14 protein-coding genes are annotated in these 13,285 nt (G+C 34.8%); 11 read left to right on the forward strand and 3 right to left on the reverse strand.

The annotated features are described in order from the left end of the window. Positions 1-2: 2 nt before the first annotated feature. Positions 3-977 carry a 3'-5' exoribonuclease YhaM family protein gene (locus tag FC66_RS00235; protein WP_057973357.1) on the forward strand — a complete coding sequence of 325 codons (975 nt, stop codon included), beginning with the start codon at positions 3-5 and terminating at the stop codon, positions 975-977. Between the two features lie 96 nt (positions 978-1,073). On the opposite strand, the gene FC66_RS00240 is transcribed toward FC66_RS00235, so the two are convergent. The 3 genes from FC66_RS00240 to FC66_RS00250 form a co-directional block, all read right to left on the reverse strand. Then, complete coding sequence (locus FC66_RS00240) at positions 1,074-1,979, reverse strand: peptidylprolyl isomerase (protein WP_057973358.1); 906 nt, start codon at positions 1,977-1,979, stop codon at positions 1,074-1,076. A 133-nt stretch (positions 1,980-2,112) separates the two neighbouring features. Beyond that, complete coding sequence (locus tag FC66_RS00245; protein ID WP_057973359.1) at positions 2,113-2,436, reverse strand: hypothetical protein; 324 nt, start codon at positions 2,434-2,436, stop codon at positions 2,113-2,115. Then, positions 2,436-2,867, reverse strand: a complete 432-nt coding sequence (locus FC66_RS00250; protein WP_057973360.1) for an HIT family protein — start codon at positions 2,865-2,867, stop codon at positions 2,436-2,438. The genes FC66_RS00245 and FC66_RS00250 overlap by 1 nt, the downstream gene beginning before the upstream one ends. Before the next feature lie 113 nt (positions 2,868-2,980). On the opposite strand from FC66_RS00250, the gene FC66_RS00255 reads away from it, so the two are divergent. The 10 genes from FC66_RS00255 to murC all read left to right on the forward strand — a co-directional run bounded on the left by FC66_RS00255 (position 2,981) and on the right by murC (position 13,216). Next, positions 2,981-3,718, forward strand: coding sequence for an ABC transporter ATP-binding protein (locus tag FC66_RS00255; RefSeq protein WP_057973361.1), 738 nt, complete (start codon positions 2,981-2,983; stop codon positions 3,716-3,718). Beyond that, positions 3,715-4,932, forward strand: a complete 1,218-nt coding sequence (locus tag FC66_RS00260) for an ABC transporter permease (protein WP_057973362.1) — start codon at positions 3,715-3,717, stop codon at positions 4,930-4,932. Before FC66_RS00255 ends, FC66_RS00260 begins: the two co-directional genes overlap by 4 nt. 65 nt (positions 4,933-4,997) lie before the next feature. Next, entirely contained in the window at positions 4,998-5,786 is a 789-nt protein-coding gene (locus FC66_RS00265) for a phosphotransferase family protein (RefSeq protein ID WP_057973363.1), read from the forward strand. Between the two features lie 73 nt (positions 5,787-5,859). Beyond that, positions 5,860-6,519, forward strand: a complete 660-nt coding sequence (trmB, locus tag FC66_RS00270; RefSeq protein ID WP_057973364.1) for a tRNA (guanosine(46)-N7)-methyltransferase TrmB — start codon at positions 5,860-5,862, stop codon at positions 6,517-6,519. A gap of 193 nt (positions 6,520-6,712) precedes the next feature. Continuing rightward, on the forward strand, positions 6,713-7,792 hold the full coding sequence (pepA, locus tag FC66_RS00275; RefSeq protein WP_057973365.1) for a glutamyl aminopeptidase: 1,080 nt from the start codon (positions 6,713-6,715) through the stop codon (positions 7,790-7,792). A gap of 5 nt (positions 7,793-7,797) precedes the next feature. After that, positions 7,798-8,118 carry a thioredoxin family protein gene (locus tag FC66_RS00280; RefSeq protein ID WP_057973366.1) on the forward strand — a complete coding sequence of 107 codons (321 nt, stop codon included), beginning with the start codon at positions 7,798-7,800 and terminating at the stop codon, positions 8,116-8,118. A gap of 15 nt (positions 8,119-8,133) precedes the next feature. Then, entirely contained in the window at positions 8,134-8,592 is a 459-nt protein-coding gene (locus FC66_RS00285; protein ID WP_057973367.1) for a universal stress protein, read from the forward strand. Between the two features lie 2 nt (positions 8,593-8,594). Continuing rightward, on the forward strand, positions 8,595-9,233 hold the full coding sequence (gene ytpR / locus FC66_RS00290; protein WP_057973368.1) for a YtpR family tRNA-binding protein: 639 nt from the start codon (positions 8,595-8,597) through the stop codon (positions 9,231-9,233). A 66-nt stretch (positions 9,234-9,299) separates the two neighbouring features. Further along, entirely contained in the window at positions 9,300-11,804 is a 2,505-nt protein-coding gene (locus FC66_RS00295) for a DNA translocase FtsK (protein WP_057973369.1), read from the forward strand. An 80-nt stretch (positions 11,805-11,884) separates the two neighbouring features. Then, positions 11,885-13,216, forward strand: a complete 1,332-nt coding sequence (gene murC, locus FC66_RS00300) for a UDP-N-acetylmuramate--L-alanine ligase (protein WP_057973370.1) — start codon at positions 11,885-11,887, stop codon at positions 13,214-13,216. The last annotated feature ends 69 nt before the right edge of the window (positions 13,217-13,285 follow it).

Raw genomic sequence — 13,285 nt, forward strand, 5'->3', positions numbered from 1 at the left:
ACATGGCACAAGAAAAAAAGATATTTGAATATAAAGTTGATGAAAACGTGGCACTATTCGTTTTAATAAAAAGTGCAGAAGTTCGAAATACGAAGAATAACAAGCAATTTATTGCGTTTAATTTTGAGGATAGCTCTGGTCAAATTAGTGCTAAGCTTTGGGATGCAACACCAGAAGCAATTGAGCAATTTCAAACAGGTAAAGTAGCCTTCATTAAAGGAAAACGAGAGGTTTATCAAAATAATCCCCAGATGAAAATATATCATATCAGATTGACTGAAGAAGGCGAACCTAACGACCCAAGCCAGTTTGTTGTTAGCGCGCCAATGAAGAAAGACGATATGGAAGAAGAATTCAACAAGGTTATCTTCGAAATTACTAATCCAAACTGGAACAGGATCGTGAGATACTTAATAACTGAAAAACATGATGACTTTTTCAGTTATCCAGCGGCAAAGAAAAATCATCATGCGTTTTCCGGCGGATTAGCCTACCACACGCTTTCAATGCTTCGGTTAGCTAAATCTATCGTTGCCGAGTATGGGGATGTAATTAATGCGCCATTATTGTATGCGGGTGTCATCTTACATGATTTAGGTAAAACAATTGAATTATCGGGTTCGGTCGCAACAACTTATACATTAGCCGGAAATTTAATTGGACATATTGTATTAATTGATGAAGAAATTGTTAAAGCGGCTGGTGAACTTAAAATTAATCTTGAATCTGAAGATATGATTCTATTACGCCACGTTGTACTTGCTCATCATGGTTTACTGGAATATGGGTCACCCGTGCAGCCGCATTTAATTGAGGCGGACGTTTTACATCAAATTGATAATCTAGATGCTTCAATTCAAATGTTGAAGGGATCACTGGCTCATACTGAAGAGGGCGAGTTTTCTGAACGGATTTTTGGGATGGACGGTCGTAATTTTTATAAACCGCATCTCACTAATGATGAACTAAATAATTAGACCAACTAAAATAGACTCAGTGAAAGGCAAATCTCCTTTCATTGAGTCTATTTTTTGTAAAAAAAACATCAGATTTAATCTGATGTTTTAAATGAATTATTTTGCAGATGATGAAGATGATGATAAGTAACTTGAAAGAACATCTTTTAAGTCTTTATCTTTAATTGACACGTTACCTTTTTTAAGAACTTTACCAACTATTTTTTGTAATTTAGTTGAGTCAGCCATAGTTTCAGTAACAATTTGTTCTTTTAAGTCAGAAGTATGGTCGGCTTTTTTACCTTTACCGGCATTCTTAACACTTAAGATAACATCGTAACCTGAGGCTGTCTTAACTGGAGTAGTCGTATATTTACCTTGCTTCAAGTCAAATGCAGCTTTTTTGAATTCTGCTGTTAATGTTGTATCAGTGTTGTTGAATGGAGATAACGTACCACCAGTACTTGCAGAAGTTGTATCAGTTGATTTTTCTTTAGCTAATGCAGTAAATTTATCAGTTAACTTCTTAGCAGTTTTTTGTTCATCAAGTTGTTTGATGATATCTTTGGCGTCTGATTCTTTAGCAACTTGAATGCGTTGAACAGTAATAGTTGGTTGGTAAGCTTCCCATTGTTTATTTACAGCTGAAGTACTTAAGTCACTATAATCTTTAACGGCAGCTTTTAAAAGCAAGTTAGAACGTAATTCTGCTTTAAAACTTGTTTTTGTCATGCTGTTTTGTGATAAAACAGATGAAAAACTTGATCCGTATTGAGCTTTATAAGTATCATATTGTTTTGTAACTTCTTTATCGGAAACGTCTTTACCATATTCTTTTTCCAATACTTTGTTCAAAATCATTTGTTGTAAGATTGATGTACCACTTGACGTTTTCTTCAAGCTGTCATAGTAAGCACTTTCTGTAACTTTACCACCTGAGGTAGTTGCAACTGTTGAGTTCCCACACCCCGCTAATGTAAATGTTAATAATACGCCGGCTAAAGCAACAAGCCATTTTTTCATAACCTAACACATCCTATTTCTTAAATTTTTTGTCTTTTCAAAGAAAGACTAATATGCTTAATATAACATAATTATCGTGTAATGAAAGTAATTGCACAAAAATTCACAAAAAAATCAAACTTTAAACCGCTTGTTATTGGTACTTTTCTAATTTTTTATTAATTTTACGCAAGTTTGGCTCAATTTCGTAACTAAACTCGTTGATACGATCATTAATGGCATCAATAATGGGTGCAGTTTCATCAATAACAGTATTTAAACGATTTGTCGCGTCTAATAATTTTTTTGATGAGTTGGCAACGCGACTGATATCATTTTGATAGTCAGAAAAATCTTCTTTCGCCTTTGCTTTTTTTTCTGTGATAAAAGTACTAAGCTCATCCCTATGCGTGTAAGCATAGTAAGCTGATCCACCAATGATTGATAGTAAAGTGAAACGTTTAACCGTTTTTGACATTATTTTTCTCCAATCATATTTTTGATTGATGACATCATTGATTCAAGTTGATCTGGCGCATACTTTTTTGAATTGTCCTTGAATGATATCTTAAAGGTATCTTTTGTCGTGTATCTAGGAATTAAGTGGAAATGTGAGTGGAAAACAGATTGGTAGGCAATTGCGCCATTATTATTAATAATATTCATACCCTGAATATCTGGATTACTTGCCTTAATTGCGGATGCAATCATGGGTATTTTGGCGAATACAGCACTTGCAAGTGCTTGGTCGTATTCAAAGATGTCAGCAACATGTTTTTTCGGAATAACAAGTGTGTGCCCTGGTGTTGTTTGCGAAATATCAAGAAATACCTTAATATTTTCATCTTCATAAATGGTAAAACTAGGTATTTCATTAGCAACAATTTTACAAAAAATACAGTCAGTCATATGTTTACCTTCTTTCAATGTTAAGTATGAACATATTATACATCATGAATGATAATTCAGCATAATATGATATAATTAGAGTCATAAATAAAATGTAAATGGGGAATCGGCAAATGACATTAGAAGTTAAAAATTTAGTGGGCGGTTACTCTCAAATACCAGTTTTAAAAGATATTTCTTTTGCAGTTAAACCTGGAAATGTAGTGGGTTTAATTGGACTAAATGGTGCTGGTAAATCAACCACAATCAATCATATAATTGGATTATTAACCCCACAAAAGGGCTCTATTAAATTAAACGGAGTGACGTTAAGAGAAGACAGTCAGGCTTATAAATCACACCTGGCCTATATTCCGGAGACGCCAATATTGTATGAAGAGTTAACATTGAAAGAACATATAGAACTTTCGATAATGGCTTATGGCCTGGACAATGATCGAGCTTGGAAGAAAGCTAACGAGTTACTAAAAATATTTAGACTCGATAATAAATTAGATTGGTTTCCGGCTAATTTCTCTAAGGGAATGAAGCAAAAAGTCATGATTGTTTGTGCTTTTTTAACGGAATCAGATTTTTATGTTATTGATGAACCATTTCTTGGCCTGGATCCTTTAGCGATTAATGATTTACTTGAGTTAATTGTTTCTGAGAAAGAACGCGGGGCGAGTGTTTTAATGTCAACTCATGTTTTGGCTACCGCTGAAAAGTATTGTGATTGGTTTATTTTGTTAAATAAAGGTGAAATTAAAACACAGGGAACTATGGTTGAATTGAGACAGGCATACAATAAATCTGATGCTTCTTTGGACGAAATATATCTCGGTTTAACTAAGGACGAGGTAACGAGATGAAAGACTTATGGACTAATCGTTTAAAGAGTCATCAATTATTATTATTAAAGTATTTAAGGTACGTCTTGAATGATCATTTTGTGGTTGCGATTATGTTCTTCGTTGGTGGATTAGGATTAGCATACTCTAACGGATTAAAAGTCATGCCAATTAATTTAATTTGGTATCGACCTGCTTTGATTGTTGGATTACTAGTCATTTTACAAATTGGTCGATTAAGTACTTTATTGAAAGAAGCAGATATTGTATTTCTATTACCACAGGAATACACATTAGGTACCTATCTAAAAAAAGCGAAACGATATTCAACAATTATGGCTAGTTTGATGCAACTCGTGTTTATCGTTCTTCTTATTCCTGTCATGATGATTGGTATGAAGATTACGTTGATGGATGTTATTTTTTTAATTTTTACGCAGCTCTGTTTAAAAAATAATTGGCTGACAGTTTCTTTATTGGAAAAATATCAAAATAATCGATTTGGTAGATTAAATAAGACGCTAGTTACTGGGCTCTTACCAATTGTTATTTATTCGATTGGCTTGTATGGTAGTTTTATTGTGAGTTTTATCATTGCTGTGTTGAGTAGCTTAATATTAAGCTATCTATCGGTTCAGGATTTTAAAGAGATTTTTGATTGGAAAAAAGCCATTAGCTTTGAAGAGAATAGAATGCTGGGCATTTACCGCTTCTTTAATTTATTTACTGATGTACCAATGGTTAGGGGACAAGTTAAAAGGCGGGCATACCTTGATTTTATTTTAAATCGAGTGAGGAAAGATGACAAAAATGTGTACATGTTTTTATATGCACGAGGGTTCATTCGTGGTACTGAATTTAGTGGCTTATTTATTCGATTAACATTAATTGGTGCACTAATTATCGCGTTTATACCGGTCGGATGGCTGGCAATTGCCTTTTTAGTTTTATTCATCTATCTAATTGGCTTCCAACTATTACCATTTGCAAAGCATTATGACAATATTATTTTTACAAGATTGTATCCAAGGGGAAAAGACTTCCAAATTAAAAACTTTAAAAAATTTACTTTAGTCGTTTTAGGGATAAGCGCGTTATTTTTAAATATGGCACTTTACATTGGTACTGGACAATTAATGATGCTTGGCTACGGTATTTTGGCAAGTTTAATTGAAATAAGTTTGTTTACGAAATTTTACTTAGTTACTAGAGTAAAAAAAATCCTTGACGTATAATGTCGATGTTTGTAATATAAAACTATAGGGTCAGAGGTCAGTCGAGAAGAAGAGGTAGTAATAAGATGGATTTCAACTTAGATCCCGGTTGGCAATTGTTACCAATTGGTGGAGATACGGGTACCGCATACATGGGAACTAGAGCTCAAGAAAAGGTATTTCTAAAACGAAATATGTCACCTTTTTTAGCTGCATTATCGGTTGCTGGTATTACACCAAAATTAATTTGGACTAAACGTATCTCAAGTGGGGATACATTGACTGCTCAAGAATGGTTAAATGGGCGAAATCTGAATTCTGACGAAATGAGCCAGAAGATGGTTCCTGAATTATTATCTAAAATACATCGTTCAAAACAACTTAGAAGCATGTTGAGTCAGGTTGGTGGAGAAATAATTACGCCAAGTGGCCTTTTGGCAGATTATTTTGATGATCTAAGTAGTGACTTAAAAAATCATCCTTTGTTAACTGATATTTTTCACCAATTAAATGAACAGCAACCTGGGTTATCAACCGATAATTATACAGTTTGTCATGGTGATTTAAATCACAGAAATTGGTTGCGATCAGATACAAATCAATTATATTTAGTTGATTGGGAATCTGCAAAAATCGCCGATCCAGCCATGGATTTGAGTTTAGTGATGTCCGAGTATATTCCTAGTTCGCAATGGCGTGATTGGTTAAAATCATATCACGAATCTTTGGAAGATAATGATTTACTGAACCGAATTAATTGGTACTATAAAATGGCAATCTTACAACGGATTAAAAAAGCACATGGACTTGGTCGATTCCATGAGATGAACCAAGCGCTTGTAGAACTACAAAAATATAACGCAGAAATGAATTAAAGAGAAGTGGGGCTAAAACGATTAAACCGTTCTAGCCCCACTTACTTTATCAAATGAAATGAGGACATATAAGTTGAGATTAAGAAATAAGGCATGGGCTGAACCACTGATTGCTGAACATCCAGAATTACTTGTGACGTCACCGAATCAGTTTAAAGGTAAATGGCAGTCAAGATTTGAAAAAAAACAACCTTTATTTATTGAGATAGGCATGGGCAAAGGTGGATTTATTATGGGGATGGCTGAAAAGTTTCCCGAATATAATTTTATTGGTATTGAATTACAAACGACAATTGCGGCAATTACGTTAAAAAAACAAGTTGAAGCCAAGATTCCCAATTTACAATTAATATTAGGAAATGGTGATTCAGTTACCGAATTCTTTGATGATAACGAAGTTGATGGCGTCTATTTGAATTTTTCAGATCCATGGCCAAAAACGAGACAAGCCAAGCGCCGCCTCACACATGGTAGCTTTTTAAAGGGATATGAACAAGTTATGAAAGCGGATGGTCATCTTGAATTTAAGACGGACAATCGAGGATTATTTGAGTATTCATTAGTTAGTTTAAATGAGTATGGAATGGCTTATGATCAGGTTTGGCTCGATTTACATGCAAGTATAGAGGCTGAAGATAATGTGATGACAGAATATGAAGAAAAGTTTAGTAAAAAGGGTCAACCAATCTATAAATTAGAGGCACACTTTATGCCGACTGGAAATCTGGAATAATAATTCCAGATTTTTTTGTACTTATTATTTTCAATAATAAAGAATGTGAACTAGATTAGTGGCCCAAATGGTAAAGAAGATACATTCTTAGCTTCTTTTATGGTAGTATTATATAATATAAATTAAGTAATACTACGGTAGTAAATAAAAATATAACCAATTTTTCAGACAAAATGAAAAGGGGATTTTAATGATGAATGATAAAACGTTTAATTTAGTTAAGACAATGACAGAACTTCAAGCAACAAGTGGGTTTGAAAATAATGTTCGGGATGTTATGCGCGAAAAAATGACACCGAATGTTGATGAAGTTGTCCAAGACGGTTTGGGTGGCATTTTTGGTATTCGTAACAACGCAGATACAAATGCACCTAAAATTATGACTGCCGCTCATATGGATGAAGTTGGATTTATGCTTGCTGCAATTAATGATAACGGTCTATTTTCAGTTCGTCCCCTTGGCGGATGGAACCCATTCGTTGTTTCTTCACAACGATTCACATTGACAACTCGATCAGGTCAAACATATCCAATCATCTCATCTTCGGTATCACCACATTTATTACGTGGTGATAATCATCAAAATGCGACACCACAAATTAATGATATCTTATTTGATGGGGGCTTTGAATCAGCCGCTGAGGCAAGAGAATTTGGTATTGCACCTGGTGATTATATTGTGCCGGATGTTGAAACAATTAAAACGGCGAATGGCAAAAACATTATTAGTAAGGCTTGGGATAACCGCTACGGTTGTACAGCTGTATTAGAAACGCTTGAAAAATTAAAAGATACAACATTACCCAATACATTATTTGCTGGTGCCAATGTTCAAGAAGAAGTCGGCTTACGAGGTACACCGGGTGCAGTAAATATGTTAAAACCAGATTTGTTCTTTGCTGTTGATTGTTCTGCAGCAAATGATCTTGAAACAACAAAGGGAACGTTTGGTCATCTTGGTGAGGGCACATTGATTAGAATTTACGATCCAAGATTAGTGACACTTCCAAGATTAAAAGAATTCTTGTTAGATACTGCTTCAGACAATAATATTCCATACCAATACTTTGTTTCTCAGGGTGGAACTGATGCCGGTGCTGCACAAACCGAAAATAATGGGATTCCAAGTTCCGTGATTGGTGTTTGCGCGCGTTATATTCACACGCATCAAACAATGTTTTCAATCAGAGATTACGAAGCAGCGAAAGAATTGCTTGAAAAAACAATTTTAGGATTAGATCGTTCAACCGTTGATACAATTATTAAGGGGTAGTAAGCTTGGAAAAATTAGAAGTTTTAGAAACCAATAAATTAAATGAATTGTTGGCAAATGGAAAGTCTTTATTTTACTTCACCGCAGGTTGGTGTCCAGATTGTAATTTTATTGAGCCAATGATGCCCGAGATTGAAGCAGAGTATACTGATTTCAATTTTTACAAAGTTGATCGAGATGAACAGATTGAACTTTGCCAAGAATGGGGTATTTTTGGCATTCCAAGTTTTGTTGCATTTGAAAACGGAAATGAACTTGACCGTTATGTAAGTAAAGATCGTAAGACAAAGGAACAGATTGAAGCATTTATGAATAAATTAAACTAATTGGGGGTGATGGCCATGTTTGAGCAAATTTATAAAAAAGTAATGGTAGGGATTGATGGCAGTGCACAATCTGAGCGTGCATTCAATCAAGCTGTCGATAGCACTTTGAAAAATGAAGCAAGTTTGTTAATCGTACACGTTGTGGAACGCAGTGTTGATAATACATTTTCAGAGGACGAGGATGACGTTACGACTGAAGTTAGACGGTTAAATGATACATTGGCCGACTACAAACAAGTCGCGTTAGATAAGGGTGTCAATCATGTTGAAACGATATTGGCTTATGGGTCTCCTAAAGTGTTATTAAGTCGAGAAATACCAGAAGAAAAACATGTTGATTTAATTATGGTTGGTCAAACTGGTGCTAATGCCGTTGAGCGATTTGTGAATGGGTCAACGACGGATGCAATTCTTAGAAATGCGTCTTGTGATGTTTTAGTCATCAGTGATAAAAAGAAGGGAATTAACAAATAAATATGTTGATATCAAGTTATAATTTAAAAAATGTTGGTGATACATTAATGGTCGTTTTACGTGAAGACGTGGAACAACAAAGTTCAGAGTTAAAAAATAATGTTGTTCGTATTTTTGATGGAAAATCAAATATGACTTTAGGATTTAATTTTTTGAAAATTTCTGAAGCGTTACCCAATTTAATTGGTAACGGACAAGTTTTTTTAACTGAAAATCAGGTTGAAAAATTAAATGAATTAATCGCTTCTGCTGGATTTGATGATAAACTGGTTCTTGATGAAGATCCTAAGTTTGTCGTTGGATATGTAGCAGAATCTACGGAACATCCTGATTCTGATCATTTACATGTCACAAAAATTCAAGTTAACAACAATGAGATGTTAGACATCGTTTGTGGTGCACCTAATATTGAACAAGGCCAACTTGTGGTTGTTGCTAAAGTTGGTGCGATGATGCCAACTGGTGCTATTATTTGGCCGGGTAAGTTACGTGGAATTGAAAGCTACGGGATGGTCAGTTCAGCTCAAGAATTGGGTATTCCAAATGCGCCCACCGCTCATGGTATTCTAGTTTTAGATGATAAGACGAATCATGTTGGCGATGCGTTTGATTTCGAAAAGGTAGCTAGATTATTTGCATAATATAGATTTATAAAAACTAATTGCAGTTATTGGCAATTAGTTTTTTACATAGTTAGGATGAAATTAATGGAGCGTTATGATGGACCCGCATTTTATAAAAAAACAATAAAAGAAGAGAAAACGACGCCTCGTAATGATGATCAATTTATCCGAAAAGAAGCTAAAACGGATAGTCAGAACGAGAAATCACAAATTAATCATTACTCTAGAGGGTTCAGACCAAAGCAAATACCCACATTCTTTACGAGTAAAAAACAAAATAAAAATGTTAAATATCGTCAACTTTTGGTTCAATTGACAAAAGCGAAAGATACTTATTTGTTGTTTGATGATCAAGCTGATAATTACTTTAGTGAAGGGACTGTTGAGTTACCACTTCATGCTGATTTAAGCACAACTGATGACGCAGCTAGTGAGAGTTTGGTATCACCAAATGAAGTTATACCGGTTGTTGAAAAAAGAGTGGTACAGAACGAGTTCTTGGCGAATATGACGCCAATACCTGAAGTTACGCCTATAGTAGATGTGACTCCAAAAATAGTTGCTAATAACAAACATGCATTAGCTAGGGGTCTATTTGAGATCACTAATTCTGAAAATGAAGCTCAAAAAGAGCTTGCTGTATTTAAAGATAAACCTGAAGTTTCATCACGAGAAGAACTTGCATCTGTTGGAACTGATTATCAAACTAAACAAGAAGTACAAGAAGTACAAGAAGTACAAGAAGTACAAGAAGTACAAGAAGTACAAGAAGTACAAGAAGTACAAGAAGTACAAGAAGTACAAGAAGTACAAGAAGTACAAGAAGTACAAGAAGTACAAGAAGTACAAGAAGTACAAGAAGTACAAGAAGTACAAGAAGTACAAGAAGTACAAGAAGTACAAGAAGTACAAGAAGTACAAGAAGTACAAGAAGTACAAGAAGTACAAGAAGTACAAGAAGTACAAGAAGTACAAGAAGTACAAGAAGTACAAGAAGTACAAGAAGTACAAGAAGTACAAGAAGTACAAGAAGTACAAGAAGTACAAGAAGTACAAGAAGTACAAGAAGTACAAGAAGTACAAGAAGTACAAGAAGTACAAGAAGTACAAGAAGTACAAGAAGGTTATTACGATGACCAGTCTGATGAAGAAATAGTAATTGCAGATGCGACTTATCAATTTCCATCCCTTGATTTATTACCAGATCCTATCTTAGAGAATGCTGGCGAATTAGATGAGTGGGTACTTTCTCAAATTGATGTATTGAATAATACATTAGAGGCGTTCCATGTGAACGCAGAAGTTGATGGATGGACAGTTGGACCTACTGTTACACAATTCGAAATTTCACTAGCTGCCGGTGTTAAGGTAAGTAAGATTACTAATCTTGTTGACGATTTGAAGTTGGCATTAGCCGCAAAGGATATTCGTGTGGAAGCGCCAATTCCTGGACGGAGCAGTGTCGGAATCGAAATTCCTAATTTGAAATCGAGACCGGTTCTCCTTTCTGAAGTATTGAGATCTGCAGTCTTTATGGAAAATAAATCACCGCTAACGGTTGCCTTAGGTGTTGATTTATTTGGTGAAGCACAAGTAACTAATCTACAAAAAATGCCGCATGGATTGATTGCTGGAGCTACAGGTTCCGGTAAATCAGTTTTTATTAATAGTTTGCTAGTTTCTATTCTATATAAAGCAACGCCTAATGAGGTTAAGCTTTTATTAATTGATCCTAAGGCAGTCGAGTTAGCACCATATCATGATATTCCACATCTATTGGCACCAGTTATTTCAGACGCAAAAGCAGCTTCAGCAGCATTGAAGTGGGCTGTTGATGAGATGGAAGAACGTTATCAAAAATTAGCTGCTGCCGGTGCTAAAAATATTGGTAACTTTAATCAAAAAGCGGAAGCAAATGGTGATTTTGGCTTAAAAATGCCATATATTTTAATTATTATTGATGAGTTAGCCGATTTAATGATGGTTGCTTCAAATGAAGTGCAGGATTATATCGCTAGAATCACGCAAAAAGCTAGGGCAGCAGGAATTCATTTGATTCTTGCGACGCAGCGTCCAAGCGTTGATGTTGTCACAGGAACGATTAAAAATAACATTCCAACCCGAATAGCATTTATGGTTTCTAGTCAAATTGATTCAAGAACAATCTTAGATACTGCTGGTGCTGAAAAATTACTGGGTCGAGGAGATATGCTATATCTCGGTAATGGATCGAGTCAAGCTGTTAGATTGCAGGGAACATACATTGAAGATGAAGTTGATTTAATTACGGATTTTGTCAGAACGCAAGGGAAACCAAGATACGCATTTAATCCGGATGGATTGAAGAAAATGGCAGATCAAAATGAACAACAGGATGATTTGCTTCCAGGTATTTTAGATTTTATAGCACATGAACAGACGATTTCAATTTCTAAGTTACAACGTGTTTTCTCAATAGGTTATAACAGGGCTGCGAATATTATTGATGAGCTTGAGAACCAACAACATATTTCGCATGCTAAGGGTTCAAAGCCACGAGATGTCTATTTAAATGAAGATGAGCTCAGACGAATGAGAGAAGAATTTTAACGACAATCTGAATATTAACTCATTTTAAGGATTATTTATGGTAAAATTATGAATGAATAATGTTAGAAAAGAGGATAATAATGAATAATCAAAAAGTATATTACTTTGTAGGAATAAAAGGCTCAGGGATGAGTTCTTTAGCCTTAATTTTACACGATCAGGGCTTTAAAGTTGAAGGGTCTGATATTGATCAATATACGTTCACACAACGTGGATTAGAGTTGGCAGGAATTAAGGTCTATTCATTTGATGAAAATAATATGCATGAAGGATTGACTGTAATCGCAGGTAACGCGTTTACCGCAGATCATCCTGAACTTAAAAAAGCGCGTGAAATGGGATTAGATATCGTTAGCTATCCTGAAATGTTGAGCTGTCTAATGGAAGGTTACACAAGTATTGGTGTAGCCGGATCACATGGTAAAACAAGTACAACGGGACTTCTTGCGCATGTCCTTAGTGGTATTGCACCAACAAGTTACTTGATTGGTGATGGTACCGGTAAAGGGAAACCAGACGCAAGATTCTTTGTTTATGAAGCTGATGAATATCGTCGTCATTTCGTTGCTTATCATCCCGATTATTCAATTATGACTAATATTGATTTTGATCATCCCGATTATTTTACCGGTATAGATGATGTTTTCGATGCCTTTGAAACTGTTGCAAAACAAACGAAAAAAGGTATTTTCGCTTGGGGAGATGACCCATTACTTCGCAAAATAAAAGCTGATGTACCAATTTATTACTATGGAACAAAGGATTCTGATGATTTTCAAGCTCGTGATATTAAACGGACGACTAAGGGTTCAGAATTCGACGTTTTCTATCATGATGAACCTTTAGGTCATTACCAAATCCCTATCTTTGGGGAACACAACATTTTGAATAGTTTAGCCGTTATCGCTGTTTCACATTTTGAAAAAGTTGATTTGGAAGAGATTGCAAAAGAATTATTAAGTTTTAAAGGTGTTAAACGTCGTTTTAGTGAAAAATATATTGGTGATATGACAATTATTGATGATTATGCACATCATCCATCAGAAATTAAAGCAACAATTGATGCCGCACGTCAAAAATATCCTGATAAAGAATTAATTGCTGTTTTCCAACCACATACTTTTAGTAGAACGATTGCGTTAATGGATGATTTTGCGGTTAGTTTAAATCTTGCCGATAAAGTTTATTTAACTGACATTTTTAGCTCAGCTCGCGAAACGTCAGGAAATGTTTCCAGTGAAGATCTGGGTGCCAAAATTGTTAAGGGTGGTGATATTATTAAACTTGATAATATTTCGCCATTACTGGATTATAGTAACGCAGTGGTTATCTTCATGGGTGCCGGTGATGTTCAAAAATATGAATATGCTTACGAAGAGTTATTGAGTAATTTAAGTTTTAAAAATAATTAATGAATTCAGTAAGGAATGACGTAAAAGTCGTTTCTTTTTTATTAGTTAATTCTTTTTTAAGAAAAGCGA

This window comes from Dellaglioa algida DSM 15638, assembly GCF_001434695.1.
In the GTDB taxonomy this organism is placed as follows: Bacteria; Bacillota; Bacilli; order Lactobacillales; family Lactobacillaceae; genus Dellaglioa; species Dellaglioa algida.

Bases quoted from the DNA above. Each gene is read 5' to 3' on its own strand.
- ytpR (WP_057973368.1), top strand. From the start codon at position 8,595: ATGTTGATATCAAGTTATAATTTAAAAAATGTTGGTGATACATTAATG.
- FC66_RS00260 (WP_057973362.1), top strand. From the start codon at position 3,715: ATGAAAGACTTATGGACTAATCGTTTAAAGAGTCATCAATTATTATTA.
- pepA (WP_057973365.1), top strand. From the start codon at position 6,713: ATGAATGATAAAACGTTTAATTTAGTTAAGACAATGACAGAACTTCAA.
- FC66_RS00240 (WP_057973358.1), bottom strand. From the start codon at position 1,979: ATGAAAAAATGGCTTGTTGCTTTAGCCGGCGTATTATTAACATTTACA.
- FC66_RS00250 (WP_057973360.1), bottom strand. From the start codon at position 2,867: ATGACTGACTGTATTTTTTGTAAAATTGTTGCTAATGAAATACCTAGT.
- FC66_RS00295 (WP_057973369.1), top strand. From the start codon at position 9,300: ATGGAGCGTTATGATGGACCCGCATTTTATAAAAAAACAATAAAAGAA.
- FC66_RS00245 (WP_057973359.1), bottom strand. From the start codon at position 2,436: ATGTCAAAAACGGTTAAACGTTTCACTTTACTATCAATCATTGGTGGA.
- FC66_RS00235 (WP_057973357.1), top strand. From the start codon at position 3: ATGGCACAAGAAAAAAAGATATTTGAATATAAAGTTGATGAAAACGTG.
- FC66_RS00265 (WP_057973363.1), top strand. From the start codon at position 4,998: ATGGATTTCAACTTAGATCCCGGTTGGCAATTGTTACCAATTGGTGGA.
- FC66_RS00285 (WP_057973367.1), top strand. From the start codon at position 8,134: ATGTTTGAGCAAATTTATAAAAAAGTAATGGTAGGGATTGATGGCAGT.
- FC66_RS00255 (WP_057973361.1), top strand. From the start codon at position 2,981: ATGACATTAGAAGTTAAAAATTTAGTGGGCGGTTACTCTCAAATACCA.
- murC (WP_057973370.1), top strand. From the start codon at position 11,885: ATGAATAATCAAAAAGTATATTACTTTGTAGGAATAAAAGGCTCAGGG.